The sequence below is a fragment of the Frondihabitans sp. PAMC 28766 genome, from assembly GCF_001577365.1.
Taxonomy (GTDB): Bacteria; Actinomycetota; Actinomycetes; order Actinomycetales; family Microbacteriaceae; genus Frondihabitans.
The window spans coordinates 3,907,231-3,925,825 of sequence record NZ_CP014513.1; the positions used below are offsets into that span (position 1 = coordinate 3,907,231).

13 protein-coding genes and 1 pseudogene are annotated in these 18,595 nt (G+C 68.5%); 3 read left to right on the forward strand and 11 right to left on the reverse strand.

Annotated features, from left to right (window positions below):
- Positions 1-25: 25 nt before the first annotated feature.
- Positions 26-589, forward strand: coding sequence for a TetR/AcrR family transcriptional regulator (locus AX769_RS18650; protein WP_066282203.1), 564 nt, complete (start codon positions 26-28; stop codon positions 587-589).
- A 298-nt stretch (positions 590-887) separates the two neighbouring features.
- Here the strand turns inward: AX769_RS18650 and AX769_RS18655 are convergent, their stop codons facing one another.
- The 7 genes from AX769_RS18655 to AX769_RS18685 form a co-directional block, all read right to left on the reverse strand.
- The gene (locus AX769_RS18655; RefSeq protein WP_066282205.1) at positions 888-1,934 is read right to left on the reverse strand and encodes an LCP family protein; all 1,047 of its coding nucleotides are present in this window, start codon (positions 1,932-1,934) and stop codon (positions 888-890) included.
- A 142-nt stretch (positions 1,935-2,076) separates the two neighbouring features.
- Entirely contained in the window at positions 2,077-2,544 is a 468-nt protein-coding gene (locus AX769_RS18660) for an HIT family protein (protein ID WP_066282207.1), read from the reverse strand.
- Positions 2,545-2,674: 130 nt separating this feature from the next.
- A complete protein-coding gene (locus AX769_RS18665; protein ID WP_066282210.1) occupies positions 2,675-3,832 on the reverse strand; it encodes a cystathionine gamma-synthase in 1,158 nt (385 codons plus the stop codon).
- Between the two features lie 87 nt (positions 3,833-3,919).
- On the reverse strand, positions 3,920-5,284 hold the full coding sequence (locus AX769_RS18670) for a cystathionine beta-synthase (protein ID WP_066282212.1): 1,365 nt from the start codon (positions 5,282-5,284) through the stop codon (positions 3,920-3,922).
- Positions 5,285-5,416: 132 nt separating this feature from the next.
- Complete coding sequence (locus tag AX769_RS18675; protein WP_066282214.1) at positions 5,417-6,859, reverse strand: mechanosensitive ion channel family protein; 1,443 nt, start codon at positions 6,857-6,859, stop codon at positions 5,417-5,419.
- Positions 6,852-9,029: an adenylate/guanylate cyclase domain-containing protein gene (locus tag AX769_RS18680; protein WP_066282215.1), complete on the reverse strand. Its 2,178-nt coding sequence runs from the start codon at positions 9,027-9,029 to the stop codon at positions 6,852-6,854. The genes AX769_RS18675 and AX769_RS18680 overlap by 8 nt, the downstream gene beginning before the upstream one ends.
- A 133-nt stretch (positions 9,030-9,162) precedes the next feature.
- Positions 9,163-11,016: an ABC transporter ATP-binding protein gene (locus AX769_RS18685; protein WP_066282216.1), complete on the reverse strand. Its 1,854-nt coding sequence runs from the start codon at positions 11,014-11,016 to the stop codon at positions 9,163-9,165.
- 238 nt (positions 11,017-11,254) lie between these two features.
- Between AX769_RS18685 and AX769_RS25475 the strand changes: the two genes are divergently transcribed.
- Positions 11,255-12,850: a LuxR C-terminal-related transcriptional regulator gene (locus AX769_RS25475; protein WP_066282218.1), complete on the forward strand. Its 1,596-nt coding sequence runs from the start codon at positions 11,255-11,257 to the stop codon at positions 12,848-12,850.
- Positions 12,851-12,963: 113 nt separating this feature from the next.
- Here the strand turns inward: AX769_RS25475 and rplL are convergent.
- The 4 genes and pseudogenes from rplL to AX769_RS18710 all read right to left on the reverse strand — a co-directional run bounded on the left by rplL (position 12,964) and on the right by AX769_RS18710 (position 16,832).
- Positions 12,964-13,346, reverse strand: a pseudogene (gene rplL / locus AX769_RS23285) (50S ribosomal protein L7/L12).
- A gap of 78 nt (positions 13,347-13,424) precedes the next feature.
- On the reverse strand, positions 13,425-13,940 hold the full coding sequence (gene rplJ, locus AX769_RS18700; protein WP_066282221.1) for a 50S ribosomal protein L10: 516 nt from the start codon (positions 13,938-13,940) through the stop codon (positions 13,425-13,427).
- Between the two features lie 544 nt (positions 13,941-14,484).
- The gene (locus AX769_RS18705; protein ID WP_204249236.1) at positions 14,485-16,071 is read right to left on the reverse strand and encodes a cell wall metabolism sensor histidine kinase WalK; all 1,587 of its coding nucleotides are present in this window, start codon (positions 16,069-16,071) and stop codon (positions 14,485-14,487) included.
- Entirely contained in the window at positions 16,068-16,832 is a 765-nt protein-coding gene (locus AX769_RS18710) for a response regulator transcription factor (protein WP_157887830.1), read from the reverse strand. Before AX769_RS18710 ends, AX769_RS18705 begins: the two co-directional genes overlap by 4 nt.
- 164 nt (positions 16,833-16,996) lie before the next feature.
- Between AX769_RS18710 and AX769_RS18715 the strand changes: the two genes are divergently transcribed.
- Positions 16,997-18,592 (forward strand): ABC transporter permease, encoded by a 1,596-nt coding sequence (locus AX769_RS18715; RefSeq protein WP_066282226.1) that lies wholly within the window; start codon positions 16,997-16,999, stop codon positions 18,590-18,592.
- Positions 18,593-18,595: the final 3 nt, after the last annotated feature.

Genomic DNA, 18,595 nt, shown 5'->3' on the forward strand with positions numbered 1-18,595 from the left:
CACCAGAGAATGGGGAGGACCGACGATGGTCGACGCACGAATCGTGCAAACGACGACAGCGCTGCACACCGCAATCGTCGAGCTTGCTTCGTCGACGCCGGTGTCGTCGATCACGGTCGCGGACGTGACCCGGGCTGCCGGCATCAACCGCGCGACGTTCTACAGCCACGCCACCTCGCCGGGCTCGCTGCTCGTCGACGTTCTGACGCCCGACCTCGACGCCATCCGCTCGGGCGACTACGAACTGCGCGAGACCAGCGCCCTCGACGCCCCGTCGATCACCCGCAAGGGCATGGAGCGCATCGTCGACCACGTCGTCAAATACAAAGACATCTACCGCCTCGCGCTGCCCGACGCGCTCGACGCCTCGACGCACCGTGTGCTCGCCCGGCACTTCGAGATCTCGTGCCTGGAGCACCTCGACCGTCACGAGGCCACCCTGCCCGAGGGCGCCTCGGCACCCCTCGTGGCCGGTTTCATCGCGCACGGCCTCGTCGGTGTGATCGAGACGTGGCTGTCCGGCAAGCGCACCAGCCGCAAGACCCTCGTCGACAACATGGTGCTCATGTTTCCGACGTGGTGGGGCTGACCGGGCACGAGTTCCCGTCTCGCCAGCAGCGCCGTCGCGCCGGTTGCCGTTGTCGGCGGGCGGCGTCGTCGCCGTCACTCGTTCCGTCCGTGCCGTCGGCGGAATCCGACGCCTTCCGGGCACGGTCTTTGGAAGCGCCGAATTCAGTTCTGCCTGAATTCGGGCGAACCTGAAGTGGGCGCTCGCAAGACACTTCCCGCTGGGCTCGCGAGCGCATGCCCAGCGGGCTCCCGCTCGACAGCGACCAGGCGGCATCCCTCTCGCTCGCGGCCTGGCCGCCTCCGGCTCGTTGTGCCGACTACCGGGCGGGGGCGTGCTGCTTCTCGAATTCGGGCACGGTGTCGCTGGCGACAGCCTTTCGGAACGAATCCATGGCGGCCGGGTCGAGCTTGACGATCGACTGCCCGTCGGGCGACGAACCGGTGCCTGCCGTCGGCATGGTGAAGAAGCTCATGTCAGACGCGTCGATTCCCCGCAGACTGTAGGCGAGCGACCCCGCCTCAATCAGGGTGAGGCCGGAGTCGACGGTCAAGAACTTCGACGTCTCGCTCGCGAAGTCGAGCAATTGCTTCGGGTCGCCCAGCACGTCGCGGCTGATGGCCTTGGTCAGGATGCCGCGCAGCAGCGACTGCTGGTTCGTGACGCGCTGATAGTCGGACGTCGCGAACGCGTGGCGCTCCCGCACGTAGCGGAGGGCCTCGTCGCCCTCAAGCTTGATGGGCCCCTGCGCGTAGAAGTGCCCGCCGCTGGTGAACGGCACCGAGTTGTCGGCGTAGACGCCGCCCAGCGCAGTCGTCATGCCCTTGATGCCTTCGAAGTCGATGATGGCCACGTGGTCGATCCGCTGCGCGAGCAGCCCCTCCACGGTCTGCACCACGAGCGGCACGCCGCCCCACGCGAGTGCCGCATTGATCTTGGCGTCGCCGTGGCCGGGAACGGGCACCCAGGTGTCACGCATGATCGACGTCACTGAGATATCGGACCGGTCGGCGGGCACGTGCACGTGCACGAGCATCATCACGTCGGATCGCTGGCCGCCCGCAGCCGCGAGGTCGTGCTGCCCCTCGCTCTGCCGCGAGTCCGACCCGAGCAGCAGGATGTTCTCGGCCCCGGTCGACGCCGCGGGCGGGCGCACCTCGTCTTTCGGGAAGACCTTCCCATCGGGCAGCGTCGTGATGTTCTTACCGACCGTCTCGTAGACCATGAGGGCCCCGGCGCCGACGGCGGACCCGACGAGAGCGACCAGCACGACGACCGCAATCAGGATGCGACGCACGGCACGCCGCTTCTTCTGCGAACGTCGCCCAGAGGCGCGGGTCGGAGGGGCGTCGTGAACCGCGGGCATCGGTCAGCTTTCGTCGAGAACAGGGTCAAGACTAATATTCTACATTAGAACGCCACGGTTCACCAGGCCGCCATCGTTCAGAATGTGGCGAGTCGACCGACGAGGTGGTCCGCGGAGGGTTGCCGAGGCCCCAACCCGACCTCTAGGACGAGGCGTCGAGCTGGGCCGAGAGCGCCGCCCGCAGGGCGTCGTGCTGCGGGCCGAGCGCCGTCGCTGGTGCGCTCCAGGAAGCCACGGGGTGCAGCCACACGGGCCGCTTCACGAGATCCCCCTCCCACTCGTAGCGCGGCCACACGTGAGCGTGCAGAAACGCATCGGCATTGCCCAGGATCTCGAGGTTCACCCGCACGAACGCGGGGTCGAACTCGGCGCAGACGCTTTCGACGGCCGCCCCGAGGCGCTCCATGTCGCCGAGGAAGCGCAGCCGCTCGGCCCGCGAGAGGTCGCTCAGCCGATCGACCCCGACGGTGTCGCTGATCGCGACGCTGTATCCCGGCAGGAACTGCACGTCGCCGATCACCGCGAAGCTCGCGTCGAGCCGCCGCAGCACCGTCGGATTCTCACCGTGCAGCGCGGCACTCACCCGGTCGTCCCGCCAATCGCTCGTCACCCCTCGACCGTACCGGCTCCTCCCGCTGCTGCACCCTCGCGAGCGGCGGCCGCGCAATGCCTAGGCATTGCGCAGACGCCGGCGGCGAGGGTCGAGCCCGCCGCCGAGGGTCCACGCCGGCGGCTGGGGTCTAGACCGCGGCGACGCGCCCGAGCGCCTGCAGCACGTCGGCGACGAGATCCGCCTCCGACTCGATTCCGACCGACAGGCGCACGATGTTGTCGGGCACCTCCAGCTCGGTGCCGATCACGGAGGCGTGCGTCATCGCGGTCGGGTAGCCGATCAGCGACTCGACGCCGCCGAGCGACTCCGCCAGCTGGAAGAGCTCGGTCGCCTCGGCGAACTGCCGCGCGGCAGCCGCACCGCCCGCCAGCCCGACCGAGAGCATGCCGCCGAAGCGCTTCATCTGCCGCGAGGCGAGCTCGTGCCCGGGGTGGCCTTCGAGGCCCGGGTAGAAGACCTGGGCGACGGCAGGATGCCCGACGATCGCCTCGGCGACCGCCTGCGCGTTCGTCGAGTGGCGGTCGACGCGCACCCCGAGGGTCTTGATACCGCGGATGGTCAGCCAGGCCTCCATCGGCGCCGACACGGCCCCGACGCCGAACTGGATGAACTCGACCTTGTCGGCCAACGAGGCATCCTGCACGACGACGGCGCCGCCGAGAGTGTCGGAGTGCCCACCCAGGTACTTTGTCGTCGAGTGCACGACCACGTCGGCGCCCAGCGCCAACGGCTGCTGCACGTAGGGCGAGGCGAAGGTGTTGTCGACGACGACGAGTGCGCCGGCGGCGTGCCCGATCTCGGCGAGCGCGGCGATGTCGCTGATCTTCATCAGCGGGTTCGACGGCGTCTCGACCCAGAGGACGGTGGTGTCGGATGCGCCGACCACGGTGCGGACGGCGTCGAGGTCGCTCATGTCGACCGTCTCGAGCGCGACTCCCCAGGGCTTCCACACGCGGTTGACGAGGCGATGCGTGCCGCCATAGACGTCGTTGCCCATCACCACGCGGGATCCTGGCGTCAGGACGGCCCGCAGGAGCGCGTCCTCCGCGGCCAGCCCCGACGCGAAGCTGAACGCGCGGGCGCCGCCCTCGAGGCTGGCGAGCACCGTCTGCAGCGAGTCGCGGGTCGGGTTCGCCGAGCGGCCGTACTCGTAGCCCGAGCGGAAGCCGCCGATGCCGTCCTGCACGAACGTCGAGGTCTGGTAGATCGGCGGGACGACGGCGCCGGTGGTCGGGTCGAACGCCTGACCGTCGTGGATGGCGCGGGTCTCGAAGGAGTGGGTCACGAAGGAGTCCTCGGGTGTGAAGAGTGAAGAGTGAAGGGTGGATGGCGCGAACGCGGCTCGGTCAGCCGAACCACCGGCACAGCGCGTTTATTCGGACAGGAACGCGAGCAGGTCGTGACGCGTCACGACCGCAGCGGGTTTGCCGTCGCTCGTGACCAGCAGCGCGTCGCTCTTCTCGAGAGCACGGCGGGCCTGGGCCACCGACTCGTTGAGGCCGATGAGGGCGAGCGGCGCCCCGATGAACTTGCCGATCGAGTCGGTCATCTGCGCCTGGCCGGAGAAGACCTGCTCGAGCAGCGCCTTCTCTTCGACGGCCCCGACGACTTCGCCGATGACGACGGGCGGCTCGGCCGAGAGCACCGGCATCTGCGAGACGCCGTAGGTCGACATGATCTGCACGACGTCGCGCACGGTGTCGGAGGGGTGCGCGTGCACGAGATCCGGCAGCTCGCCGCTCTTGGAGGCGATGAGGTCGCTGACCGTGCGTTCGTCGGCGATCTCGCTGAAGCCGTACGAGCGCATCCAGCGGTCGTTGAAGATCTTGCCGAGGTAGCCGCGACCCGAGTCGGGCAGCAGCACGACGACGACGTCGTCGGGGCCGAGCTCGCGGGCGACGTCGAGGGCCGCGGCGACGGCCATGCCGCTCGAGCCGCCGACCAGGAGGCCCTCTTCGCGGGCCAGCCGCCGCGTGATGTCGAACGACCTCGCGTCGGACACCGCGATGATCCTGTCGACGACGCTGCCGTCGTAGGCGCCCGGCCAGAAATCTTCGCCGACGCCCTCGACGAGGTAGGGGCGACCCGTGCCGCCGGAGTAGACGCTGCCCTCGGGGTCGGCGCCGACGATCTGCACGCCACCCTCCGACACCTCCTTGAGGTAGCGCCCCGTGCCGCTGATGGTGCCGCCGGTGCCGACGCCGGCCACGAAGTGCGTGACACGGCCGTCGGTGTCGCGCCAGATCTCGGGGCCGGTGGTCTCGTAGTGACTGAGAGGCCCATTGGGGTTCTCGTACTGGTTGGGCTTGAACGCTCCCGGGATCTCGGCGACGAGACGGTCGGAGACGCTGTAGTACGACTCGGGGCTGTCGGGGGCGACGGCGGTCGGCGTGACGACGATCTCGGCGCCGTACGCGGTGAGCACGTTGCGCTTGTCTTCGCCGACCTTGTCGGGCAGCACGAAGACGCAGCGGTAGCCTCGCTGCTGGGCGACGAGCGCCAGGCCGACGCCGGTGTTGCCGCTGGTCGGCTCGACGATCGTGCCTCCGGGCTTCAAGAGGCCGTCACGCTCGGCGGCGTCGATGATCCGCGTGGCGATGCGGTCTTTGGACGAGCCACCAGGATTCAGGTACTCCACCTTGGCGAGGACCGTGGCGGTGATGCCCTCGGTCACGCTGTTCAGCTGGACGAGCGGAGTGTTGCCGACGAGGTCGATGACTGTCTTGGCGAACTTCACGCCCCCGAGTCTATCGACGGGCCTGGGAGTGTGACATGGAGGGGATGCGGCGCCCGCCCGGCGGCGAATCGGCCGGCATCGAAGCGGTCAGCGTCGAAGCGGCCGGCGTCGAAGCGGCCGGCGTCGAATCGGTCAGGGGCGGGCCAGGCCGGGCGCGGCCGGCGCGAGTCCCGGTTGATCCTGCAGAGTCGTGCGCACCTGCCGGCGGCGCCGCTCGATCACCTCGCCGAACTCGCGGGCCAGGCGCGGCCTCGCTCGCACCAGCTCGTCGAGAGTCTCGGCGGGCACCCGCAGCACGGCGAGCTCGGTGACGGCGATCGCCGTCGTGAGCAGCACTTCGCGGGTGAGGGCGGTCTGGCCGAGGTAGTCGCCCGCGTCGATCCGGCTGACCGGCAGCAGCCCACCGTCGGAGAGTGGGATCGTGAGGCTGGCCGACCCGTTGAGCACGAACAGGATCGCCGTCGGCACGGTGCCCGCGTCGAACACGACCTCGCCCGCGGCGTAGCGCTCGAGGCGCACGACGGGCTCGAGGGCTGCCGCGTCGTCGCCGGCGAGGTGCAGCAGCGGGGCCACCTCGCGCACCGACGCGCTGATGCGCTCGGGCGTGACGAAGGCGTCAGTGGTGTCGCCGTCGAGACCGAGACCGGCACGCCGGGCGGCGTACCAGACGCGCGAGCGGAAGATCGCGAGCGCCTCGCCCTCTGCGCCGGGGCCGCGCACCACGAACGACAGCTCGTAGTCGGCGCCGCCGAGCGGCACGGCGACCGGCGTCGTGTGGGGAAAGATCGTCGGCAGCCCGAGCGCCAGACGCTCGAGCAACGCGACGACCTCGGCCGGCGGGTCGTCGGTGGTGAAGGTGACCTTCGTCGAGACGGTGAAGCCGCGATCGCCGCGGCTGAGGTTGGTGAACGACGACCCGGCCAGCGACGCGTTCGGGATGATCTGCACGCCGTTGCCGGTGTCGATGTGCACGGCCCGCCAGTTGACCTCGATGACCCGGCCGCGCGTTCCGCCGGCGTCGAGGTAGTCGCCGAGACGGAAGGGCTGCTCGAACAGCAGCAGGAGGCCCGACACGACGCTGCCGATGGCCCCCTGCAGAGCCAGGCCCAGCACGATCGAGGTCACGCCGAGGGCGGTGAAGAGGCCTGCTACATCGGTGTTCCAGACGAGCTTGAACAGGATCGCGAGACCGATCACGATCAGCACGATGCGAGCGATGTCGATGAAGATCGACGGCAGGCGCTCGCGCCACGACCCCTCTTCGGCGTTCGTGAACAGCGCCAGGTTGAAGCTGTTCAGGATGAACAGGATCACGAGGAACCCGAACAGCGTCGTCAGCAGCTTCGTCCAGGTGAAGTCGACCGAGCCGACGGCCTTCGTCACCTCGCCGAGCAGGAGCGCGACAGCGGCGCTCGGAATCACGAAGTTGCGGGCGAGCCGCACGAGCTTCGCCCCGGGGTTGCCGCGCCGATCGAGGTTCGAACCGAGCTCGGTGAGGATGATCAGCACGATCGGCAGGCCGATCACGACGGCGATGGCCGGCCAGAACCAGGGCAGCTGCCAGACATTAACCACGGTTCGACTCCCCGCCGATCCGGTAGACCCGCTGCGGCCCCGACTGCGTCTCGACGGTGCCCTCGTCGGAGGACTCGACCGTGTCGCCGAGCTTGTCGACCACCCGCTGCGTGGCGTAGATGCCCGGCACAGCACCGGTACCCTGCACGCGGTAGGCGAGACTCACCGCATCGCCCCACATGTCGTAGACGAGGCTGGTGCGCCCGATCAGGCCGCTCGTCACTGTGCCGGTGTCGAGGCCGGCCCGCAGCGAGAGCTTCGTGCCGTTGACGCCGTTGAAGCGCTCGATGATCTGCTGCTGCTCAAGCGTGAAGTCGACGATGCGCCGGGCGTTGTCGACGCGCGGCACGGTCAGCCCGCAGCTGGCGAGGTAGCCGCGCTGCGTCGACCGCACCTTCTCGACGCCGAGCCGGTCGGCCGCCTCGTCGAACGACTTCCACAGGCCGTTGAGCAGGAGGAGCGCGTCGCCCGACTTCTTGGTGCGGCTGAACTCCTCGAAGCCCACCACGTCGGCATACGACACCGAGACGTCGACGTGGTCCTCGGCGATCGTCTCCTCGCCCTCCTTGTAGCGCTTGGCCACCTCCGCCGGCATCAACGTGAGCAGCAGCCGGTCGTTCTCGGCCTTCTGCTCGTCGAGCAGATCCTGTTTCAGCTTGAGGCTGCGGCTCATGTCGTTGAACGAGGCGCCGAGGTCGCCGAACTCGTCGCCCGTCTTCGTCTGCACTTCGACGCCGATCTCGCCGGCACTGACGCGGTTGACCGCGGTCTGCAGCTTGCGCACGGGTCTGACGAACACCTGGGCCAGGATCAGAGACAGCAGCGTCACGATCACGATGATGGCCGCCATCGAGAGGAAGAGGTTGCGCGTGAACGCGTCCACCGGCGCGAACGCCTCCGACGCATTGACCTTCGCCACGATCACGTAGTTCAGCCCGTTGAGCGTCAGAGGGGCATAGGCCACGAGCGCCTGATGGCCGAGATAGTCGGTGTCGACGGCGGTGCCGCTCTTGCCCTGGAGGCCTTTCGTCACGGCGGTCGTGTTCACCGGTTGCAGAAGGATGCTGCTCTTGGCAGTCACCTCCGCCTCGGCAGTCGCCACCGGGGTGCCGGCCGCCACGGCATCCTTCTCGAACTGCTTGGGGTCTTGCAGCAGCTCGCGCGAGTCAGAGCGCATCGTCTTGTCGGGCCCGGCGAGGTAGGCCTCTCCGGTGTCGCCGAGGCCGTCCGACTTCCAGGCCTGGTTGCCGGTCATGACCGAGTTGATCGTCTGAGTCGGCACCTGGATCGCCAGGACGCCCTCGACGTTCGACCCCGAGCCCACGGGCGATGCGATCCACGCCGTCGGGTCGTCGAGCGACGGCTGGTACCGCGCGAAGTCGGTGGTGAACGCCGAGTCGACCGAGTTCGAGCGCAGCGACTCGTTGTAGGCCGTCGTCAGGTTCGACTTCGAGTAGGGGCCGTTCAGCACGTTCGTGCCGAGATCGACGCCCGAATAGGCCGAGTAGACGACGTTGCCCTTGGTGTCGAGCAGCAGGACGTCTTCGTAGCCGGCCTGCTTGACCAGCTCACGGAAGTAGTCGTGATACTTCGCGTGCGCCGCCGACCAGGCGCTGCCGTCGCCGGCGTCGTCGACCGCGAGCGCCTTGTCGTAGTCGAGCTTGTAGGGCACCGTGTAGTGCGTCTGCAGGTACGCCTCGGGGTTGGTGGTCGGCTCGAAAAGGCTCGGGTCGGTCGTCTCGCCGCTCTTCTTCTCGAGCGCGGGCGCGAAGTCGTCGGCGTAGAACGACGAGATGTCCGACTTCTCGGTGGCCGTGACCGGGGTGCCCTGAAGGGCGTCGAAGCCTTTCGTGAAGGCCGCGGTCGCCTGGATCGCGCTCTGGTTGCGGCTGTCGAGGATGACGTCCTGCTGGATCTCGGCGACGGTTCGCTGCAGTTCGCTCGACCGCGACTCGCGCAGGTTCGTCACCTGCTGGAAGGCGGCGTCCTCGAGCGAGTTGCGGCCGTTGACGTAGCCGATCGCCCCGACGACGATCGTGGCGAGGACGCTGACGGCGAGCAGCATGATGAGCAGCTTCGACTGGATGTCCAGCGAGCCTCGGCCGATGAAGGCGCCCCATCGGAATCGGCGGCGCGGAACAGGGCTGGCGACGGGCGGATCCTGGCTCATGACTCCCCTGAAGAACGTCTCGGGTGAGCAGAACTCACCGTTCCAAGAGAACAATAAGCACAGGGGTCACAGCGGCACCAGGGCTGAAAGGCGGACTAGCCGGGGTACGTGGGGAGCGGGCCGCGCCCCGGAGTCAGCCGGGAACACTCACCTGCTGGTCGTAAAGCTCGGCGTAGACCCCGCCGACCTCGAGCAGCTCGTCGTGGGTGCCGCGCTCGACGATGCGCCCGGCCTTCACCACGAAGATCACGTCGGCGCCGCGTACCGTCGACAGGCGGTGGGCGATCGCGATGGTGGTGCGACCGCGTGCCGCCGTGTCGAGGGCCGCCTGGACGATACGCTCCGACACCGAGTCGAGGGCGCTGGTCGCCTCGTCGAGCACGAGGACGGCAGGATCTTTGAGCAGCACGCGCGCGATCGCGATCCGCTGCTTCTCGCCGCCCGACAGCCGGTAGCCGCGCTCGCCCACCACCGTGTCGTACCCGTCGGGGAACGACATGATCGTGTCGTGGATGTTGGCCTGCCGGGCCGCCGTCTCGAGCTGTCCGAGGGTGGCACCCGGCCTCGCGTAGCGCAGGTTGTCGCCGATCGTGGCGTGGAAGAGATAGGTCTCCTGGCTGACGATTCCGATGCTGCCGACCAGCTCCTCCTGGTCGAGGTCGCGCACATCGACCGAGGCGAAGCGCACCGCCCCGCCCGAGACCTCGTAGAAGCGCGGGATCAGATACGAGACCGTCGTCTTGCCGGCACCGGACGGCCCGACGAACGCGGCGAACTGTCCGGGCTCGATGTCGAACGAGAGCCCGTCGAGGGTCTTGGCCCCCGGCTCGGCGTCGGGGTAGGCGAACGAGACGTCGTCGAATTCGACGCGCCCCAGATCCTGCCGCTTCAGGTGCTTCGGGGCGTGCGGGTCGCTGATGGCGGGGTGCAGATCGAGGTACTCGAAGATGCGCGCGAAGAGGGCTCCCGAGGTCTGGATGTCGAGGGCGACGCGCAGCAGAGCCATGAGCGGGAAGGTGAGACGGGCCTGCACCGTCGTGAACGCGACGATCGTGCCGGCCGTGACGGTCACACCATCCTGGATCAGGTAGGCCGCGACGACGTAGATGACGGCCGGGATGATGGACAGGAAGATCTGCACCGTGGCGAAGAACCACTGGCCGCTCATCTGCTGGCGCACCTGCAGGCCGATCTGGGTGCGGTTCTCGGATGCGTAGCGCTCGATCTCCGTGCGCTGCTGGTTGAAGCTCTTCGCGAGCAGGATGCCCGACACGCTCAGGGTCTCCTGTGTGATGGCCGTCATGTCCGACAGCGACTCCTGCGTGGCCGTCGCGATCCGAGCCCTGACCTGGCCGACCTTGCGCTGGGCTATCACGAGCACGGGCAGCAGCACGACGGCGACGATCGTCATCTGCCAGCTCAGCAGCAGCATCGCGACGAAGGCCGCGATCACGGTGACGGTGTTGCCGAGGACGCTCTGGATCGTGTTGCTGAGCACGTTGGCCACGCCGCCGACGTCGTTCTGGAGGCGCGACTGGATGACCCCGGTCTTGGTGCGGGTGAAGAACGCCAGCTCCATGCGCTGCAGGTGCCCGAACAGCCGGATACGCAGGGCGCCCATGACCTTGTTGCCGACAGTTGCCGTCAGATACGTCTGCCACACGCCGATTCCGGCCGACAGGATCCAGAGGCCCACCATCGTGCCCACCAGGCGGAACAGCACCGGGAGGTTCGGGCCGCCCTTCGGGAAGAGCCCCTTGTCGAACGCCTGCTGGGTGAGGAGCGGCGGCACCACGCTGATCGCAGCGCCCACGAGCACCAGGACGATGGTCACGATCAGGGCCCGCCCGTGCGGCGCGAAGAGCGAGCGGATGCGCTTGATCAGGTCGGGGATCTTGGGCGCCTCTGCGTTCGCCGCCTTCTGCGCGGAGGCGTCGGCCCCTGAAACACGGCCCCCGCGACCGCCACCACCACCCCGCATGCTCATGCGGACACTGTAGGCCTTCGGATGCCCCCAGTTCTGGTCGACTTCGGAAAACCCCTTGGGCAGACGAAATCTCAGTTTATGATGTGTGATGGGCAGCGGCACCGAAGCCGGGAAGACTCTGACGCACCACGTCTTCCCGGGGGCATCCGCCCACCGATCGATCCACATTCGGTGCCCAGCCCGAACGCCGCATTCCCCGTCCCGACCGGGGAACTACCCGATGCGGCAGAGGTAACCCGTGAATTCCCGAAACGATACGACTGTCGACCCATCGACATCGACGGCCCTCCAAGTCGACAACCGCTCGCTGCTCGACACGATCGAGAGCATATGGCCGCAGATCGCCCCGCTCCAGGGGGCGCGGCTGCGTGAGGCCGTGCGCAGCGTTCCCGAGGCCGAATGGAGCGCGAGACCCCGTATCCTGCTCGCCCTCGCGGCCAGCCACCGGTCGATCGGCTCGACGAGCGCGAGCGCGGCCCTCCCCTGGTTCCGCGCGGTCAGGAAGAGCATCGACGCCGACCCCGACTCGCCGCTCGACGTGCGCGCCGGCTACCTGGTCCACCTCGCAGCGACGCAGCGCACGCTCGGCGAGATGCTGGTCGCCCGCGACAACCTCGAGCTGGCCCGCACCATGCTCGAGAAAGACCCTTCGCTCGAGATCAGTCGGCGAATCGACCTCAGCGCGTCGTTCTCGCTGCAGCTCGGCCTCGTGCGCATCCACCTGGGCGCCTACGACGAGAGCCTGTTCGCCCTGTCACTCGCCGAAGGCCTCGCCGACGAGCACCTGTCGACCGCCGAGACGGTCGAGTGCCACGCCGGCCTCGCCTATCTGTCCTTCCAGCTCGGCGACTTCGCCGAAGCCGAACGTCAGGCCGACCTCGCACTCCAGCACGCCGAGGGTACCGATCTCGGTCGGTCGGCATTCGCCGCGCTCGCGCACCTGACCCGGTTCCACCTGCTGATCGAGCGCGACACCTCGACCGCCGACGTCGACACGCAGCTTCGCGACCTCAGGATCTCGAGTCGGGGCAGCGACTGGGAAGCCCACTCCCTATTCGCCGAGGCGCTGTCCCAGCACCTGCACGGCGCCTCCATCGAAGCCCTCGACCTGCTCGGGCGGGTGACGCGGCGTCTCGCCCGCTACAGCGGGAGCCTGGCGCTCGACGCGGCCTGTCGCATCCTGCGAGCCGAAGCCCTCCGGCGGCTCGGCGAGGTCGAGACGTCGCGGCACTCGCTCGACGATCTGACCCCGGGACAGCGCCACGCGACCTGCCCGGCACGGGTCATCGCGCTGTCGTACTTCACGGTCGGCGACCCGCAGGCGGCCCTCGACGCCCTCGGCGAGTGCCTCACGCTCGGCGACCTGCACTCGACGCGCGCCATGGCGCAGATCCACGCCCTCGCGGCGGCCGCGCACCACGACCTCGGGCAGACGGTGGCGGCCAGCATCGCCTTCGACCGCAGCCTCTTGATGGCGGCGACGCACGACACGTCATGGCCCTTCCGGGCCCTGCCCGAGGAGGTGCTCGACCGCCTGCTCTCGCGCGCCGCCGACCGCGTACAGCCGCCGATCGTCGCCGCGCTGATCGACCGCCTGCACGGGGCCGGGCACGACGACGCGCAACCGCTGGCCGACCCGCTGAGCGAACGCGAGATCGTCATCGTCCGGCATCTCGCGACGGGGGCGACTCTCAGCCAGATCGGCGCCGAGCTGTTCATCTCGGTCAACACCGTGAAGAGCCACGTGCGCAGCATCTACCGCAAGCTGTCGGCGACGAATCGGCGCGAGGCGATTGCGCGGGCTGTGTCGTTGGGCCTGACCGAGAGTGCTTAGACAACACAAGGCCTGGAAACAGTTCAACCCCGGACGTTCCCGCCCGGGGTTGATCTGTCATGCAACTTGCTCAGGGCGTCGCCCTGTGCCTATTGCTCGCCCTTCGGGCGATGCTACTTGAGGGTGATCGTCGCGCCGGCGGCCTCGAGAGCAGCCTTGGCCTTCTCGGCGGTCTCCTTGTTGGCGCCCTCGAGAACGGTCGAGGGGGCGCCGTCGACGACGGCCTTGGCCTCGCCGAGACCGAGGCTCGTGAGCGCGCGGACCTCTTTGATGACCTGGATCTTCTTGTCACCGGCGGCCTCGAGGACGACGTCGAACGAGTCCTTCTCCTCGACCTCTTCGACCGGGGCGGCGGGGCCGGCGGCACCGGCGGCGGCGACGGGGCCGCAGCGGTGACCTCGAAGACCTCTTCGAACTTCTTGACGAAGTCCGAGAGCTCGATGAGCGTGAGCTCCTTGAAAGCGTCGATCAGTTCGTCCTGGCTGAGCTTTGCCATGATTTTCTCCTTGTTGTGTAGCTAAAAAGTGGGGATGGTGCTGCTTGTTGCGAGTACTGCTGCAACCGGATCGGCTGTTTAGGCCGCGTCCTCCTGCTTCTGACGCAGCGCCTCGACCGTGCGAACGGCCTGAGAGAGCGGAGCGTTGAAGAGGTAGGCCGCACCGAACAGCGAGGCCTTGAAGGCGCCGGCCAGTTTGCCCAGCAGCACCTCCCGCGACTCGAGATCGGCGAGCTGGTTGACCTCGGCTGCGGTCAGGGGGTTACCGTCGAAGTAACCGCCCTTCACGACGAGCTCGGGGTTGGCCTTCGAGAATTCACGCAGACTCTTGGCCACGGCGACGGGGTCGCCGTGGACGAAAGCGATCGCCGACGGGCCGACGAGCTCCTCGTCGAACGACGAGATACCCGCAGCGTTCGCCGCGATCTTGGTGAGCGTGTTCTTCACGACGGCGTAGGTGGCATCCTCGCGGATTCCGGTGCGCAGCGTCTTCAGCTGTGCCACGGAGAGGCCGCGGTACTCGGTGAGCAGGACGGCGGTCGAGCTACGGAAGGATTCCGTGAGCTCGGCGACCGAAGCTTCCTTGTTCGCCATGTCGCTCCTAACGTGTGAGTGCTGGTAGCCCCTCGTGATCCTTTCGGATCCGGTCGTCACACGAAAAAAGGCTCTGCGCGGGAGCGCAGAGCCTCGACATTGCTGTCTTGCTGTACACACCTGCGCGGGACTTCTCTCGTGAGAGAACCTTCGGCTGTCATCTGCGTTTGCACACACACGCCAGCAACCAGCGGTCTTGGGCTTCGTTCAGTGTAGGCGACCCGCCCCGTCGCCCGCAACTCTCCCTCCCCTCCCGTCCTACCTGCCTCCCTCCTCCCGTCCTACCTGCCTCCCTCCTCCCGTTCTACCTATAGGTGCGGCGCTCCCTCACAGAAGTTTCCTGTCGGGGGCGCCGCACCTATAGGTAGAACGGAGGGGAGGGCATCGCCGCGGGCGACTTCCTCCTCGGGGCCGGAATCCACGCACTCGGCCCTGGGCCCGGCGCCGAGAGGGCGCAAACGCAGCGGGATGCGCGGCATCTGGTGCGTCTGCGCCCTTTCGGCGCCGGGCAAGGGGCAGCGGGCAGCGGGCAGGTGCGGGCGCGCTACGAGCGGGCGGGCTCGGGGGCCGGCAGGGGCACGGGGGCGCCCTGCGGCAGCACGCGCATCAACGGCAGGCGCACGGTGAAGACGGCGCCGGGGTCTCCGGCACTCGCCGTGACGGTGCCGCCGTGCGAGTGCACCACCGCCTGCACGATCGCCAGGCCCAGTCCGGTCGACCCGGCCTTGCGCGAGCGAGAGCTGTCGCCGCGCGCGAACCGTTCGAACAGCACGGGCATGACGGCAGGATCGATGCCGGGCCCGTTGTCGGCGATCGTCACGACCGCCTGCCCCGCCTCGTCGTCCCGCTCGAGCGTGACCCAGACCTCGGTGCCCTCCGGGGTGTGCGTGCGGGCGTTGCCGAGCAGGTTGGCGACGACCTGGTGCAGGCGCATGGGGTCACCCTGCAGCTGGATCGGCTCTTCCGGCACGGTCACCTCGTAGCGGTGGCCGGTGTCAGCGACGTGAGTGTCGTGCACGGCGTCGAGCACGATGCGCGTCATGTCGACCTCTTTCAGCACGAGGTCGGTGCCCTCGTCGAGGCGGGCGAGCAAGAGGAGCTCTTCGACGAGCGAGGTCATGCGCACGGATTCGGACTCGATCCTGCCCATCGCGTAGACGACGTCTTCGGGCAGATCCTTGCCCATGCGGCGGGTGAGCTCGGCGTAGCCGCGCACCGAGGCGAGCGGCGTGCGCAGCTCGTGCGAGGCGTCGGCGACGAACTGCCGCACCTTGTTCTCGGAGAGCTGGCGGGCCGTGAGCGCATGCGAGACGTGACCGAGCATGCGGTTCATGGCGGCGCCGACCCGGCCGACTTCGGTGCGGACGTCGGTGTCCTCTTCGGGCACGCGGGCGTCGAGGGCGACCTCACCGCGGTCGAGGGGCATCTCGGCGACGCGCGCCGCGGTCTCGGCCATGCGCTGCAGCGGGCCGAGGGCGTACTTGACCGTCAGCATCGCGAAGAAAATGGAGACGGCGATGCCGACCGCGGCGATGATCGCGATGCTGGCGATCAGCTTTGACACGGGTCCTGTGACGCTGTCTCGAGGAAGAGCGACGGTCACGCGAGCAGCCGTGACGCTGCCATCGCTCATTCGAACGCCGACCGGTACCGACCGGACGAGATAGCTGCCGAAGTTGGCGGTGAGATTGACCTTCCGGCTGGCAGCACTGACCGGCACGACAGCGAGCTGTTTTTCGACGCTCGACGCCACAGTCCCGAGGTGACCGGAGTCAAGCACCGTGGCGGCACCGAGCACGTCGCTCGAACTCGAGGACGACGTGCCGGAGAAATAGGCCGTGATGGTTCCCGGCGCTTGACTGGGGCCTGTCGGGGTTGCGCCGGTACCCGCGCCGCCGCCGAAGCCCTCGCGGCCGTCTTGACCGGACGCACGGGCCACGGCGGATGTGAGCTGGTTCTCCAGCTGCTGCTCGAGGACTTTCTGCAGCACGATCACGCTGATCGCGCCGATGAGGATGGCCAAGAGGGCCGAGATGGCGACGATGCTCAGCACGAGCCGCCGCCGCAGCGTCATCGGGCCCCGGAAGCGCGTCGCCCACCGCCTGGCGGAGGCTGCCGGGCTGGTGCTCACGACGCGATGGGCTTGATCACGTATCCGACGCCGCGGACGGTGTGGATCATGGGCTCTTCGCCGGCGTCGATCTTCTTGCGGAGGTACGAGATGTAGATCTCGACGACGCTCGACTTGCCGCCGAAGTCGTAACTCCAGACGCGGTCGAGGATCTGCGCCTTCGAGAGGACGCGGCGGGGGTTCCGCATGAGGAAGCGCAGCAGCTCGAACTCGGTGGCGGTCAGCTCGATCTCGCGGCCCGCGCGCGACACCTCGTAGCTCTCTTCGTCGAGAACGAGGTCGCCCACGACGATGCGCGAGTCTCCGTGCTCGGAGACCATGGCGGCCGAGCGGCGGATGAGGCCGCGGAGGCGTGCGACGACCTCTTCGAGGCTGAAGGGCTTGGTGACGTAGTCGTCGCCGCCCGCGGTGAGGCCCGTCACGCGATCCTCGACGGCGTCTTTCGCGGTGAGGAAGAGGATCGGGGTGTCGTCGCCGCCGCTGCGGAGGCGACCGAGCACCTGCAGCCCGTCGATGTCGGGCAGCATCACGTCGAGCACGATGGCGTCGGGCTTGAAGTCGCGGGCGAGCGACAGGGCAGTCTGGCCGTCGGGAGCCGCCTTGACCTCCCACCCCTCGTAGCGGAGCGCCATCGAGAGCAGGTCGGTGAGGCTGTTCTCGTCGTCGACGACGAGGACGCGGAGAGGCGAGCCGTCGGCGCGAGTGAGACGCGGGGCGGCGGGTGCGGTGATGGGGGCTGAAGTGGTCACCTTTCCAAGTATCTGCTGAATCCTATGAGCCCACTGTGACGACCTGATGAGCCTGCCCAGGCTTTACCTCATAGGCGATTGACAAGTTCGCGATAGTTCCGTGATAGCGGCCCTCCCTACCTTTCGAGCACAGCACGCACCACGCGCGCCCGACGCGCGACATCACGAGGAGACCCATGTTCTGGACCTACCTGTTCCGGGAGCTCAGCAACCGGCGCAAGCAGACCGCCATCATCGCGACGGGCCTGGCCCTGGCCATCGCACTCGTCATCATCGTCAACTCCGTCGCCGGCGGCGTGAAGGCCGCGCAGTCGACCGTGCTGCAGTCGGTCTACGGCGTGGGCACCGACGTGACCATCAGCGAGACGGCGACACCGTCGGCGACCGGAGGACGACCGTCCTTCTCGTTCGGCTCGGGCGGTGGCACCTCCAGCGGCAGCGCCGGCACCGGCACCTCCACGAACCTCGACCAGAGCCGCGTCTCGGTGGCTCGGGGCACGACGACCTTCGCCTCCACCGACCTCGCCACGGTCACGAAGACCGCGGGCGTCAAGGCGGCGGCGGCCACGTTGTCGCTGCAGGAGACCGACTTCTCGGGCACGCTCAAGCAGCGGGCCGCGACGGGCACAGGATCGGGAACGGGCACAGGATCGGGAACAGGCACCTTCCAGCGCGGCTCGGGCACCGCTGCCGGCGGGGGCGCGGGCGGCGTGACGGGCGGCGGCTTCGGCGGAGGCGACTTCAGCTTCAACTCGACCACCATCGAGGGCGTCGATGTGACGGCCGACGCGGTCGGCCCGATCTCGAGCGTCTCGCTGACCAGCGGCCGCACCTTCAAAGCGTCCGATGCCGGCAAGGACGTCGTCGTGCTCGACAAGTCGTACGCCAAGACGAACAGCCTGACGGTCGGCAAGACCACGAAGATCGGCAGCTCCACCTTCACGATCATCGGCCTCGTCGGATCGACCGATTCGTCGTCGACCACGGCCTCGAACGTCTACATGCCGCTCGACACCGCCCAGAAGGTCTCGAGCCTCACCGGCAAGATCTCCAACATCTACGTGACCGCCGACTCGTCGAACAACGTGTCGTCACTCAAGACCAGCCTCGAGAAGGCGCTGCCCAAGGCGACCGTCTCGACCGAGGCCGACCTCGCGTCCAGCGTCTCCGGCTCGCTCTCGACGGCGTCGAGTCTGGTGTCGAGCCTCGGCACCTGGCTGTCGATCCTGGTGCTCGCCGCGGCCTTCCTCATCGCGATCCTGTTCACCGTCTCGGGTGTCACGCGTCGCACCCGCGAGTTCGGCACTCTGAAGGCGATCGGCTGGTCGAACGGTCGCATCGTGCGTCAAGTCGCGGGCGAGTCGTTCGTGCAGGGCCTCATCGGTGCTGTGGCCGGCGTGGCCATCGGCCTGATCGGCGTGCTGGTGATCAACATCATCGGGCCGACGCTGTCGGGTGGCGCGACGACGACGACCGCGTTCGGCCGAGGAGCCGGTGCCGCAGGCGGGGCAGCCGGCGGCGGCTTCGGCGGTGCTGCCGCCGGTGGCACGGGTGGCACGACGGGCGGCGAGGGCGTCGCAGGCGGTGCCGCGCGGTTCGGCCAGGCCGCGGCCAAGGCCACCACCGCCGTCACCCTCCATGCCCCCATCGCGATCGAGATCATCGTGATCGCCGTGGTGCTGGCCATCGTCGGCGGCCTGCTCGCCGGGGCCATCGGCGGCTGGCGCGCGTCGCGCCTGCGCCCCGCCGAGGCGCTCCGCAGCGTCGCCTGACCC

Coding starts and splice junctions, on each gene's coding strand:
- AX769_RS18650 (WP_066282203.1), top strand. CDS start 26: ATGGTCGACGCACGAATCGTGCAAACGACGACAGCGCTGCACACCGCA.
- AX769_RS18655 (WP_066282205.1), bottom strand. CDS start 1,934: ATGCCCGCGGTTCACGACGCCCCTCCGACCCGCGCCTCTGGGCGACGT.
- AX769_RS18680 (WP_066282215.1), bottom strand. CDS start 9,029: ATGAGCCAGGATCCGCCCGTCGCCAGCCCTGTTCCGCGCCGCCGATTC.
- AX769_RS18685 (WP_066282216.1), bottom strand. CDS start 11,016: ATGAGCATGCGGGGTGGTGGTGGCGGTCGCGGGGGCCGTGTTTCAGGG.
- rplJ (WP_066282221.1), bottom strand. CDS start 13,940: ATGGCGAACAAGGAAGCTTCGGTCGCCGAGCTCACGGAATCCTTCCGT.
- AX769_RS18715 (WP_066282226.1), top strand. CDS start 16,997: ATGTTCTGGACCTACCTGTTCCGGGAGCTCAGCAACCGGCGCAAGCAG.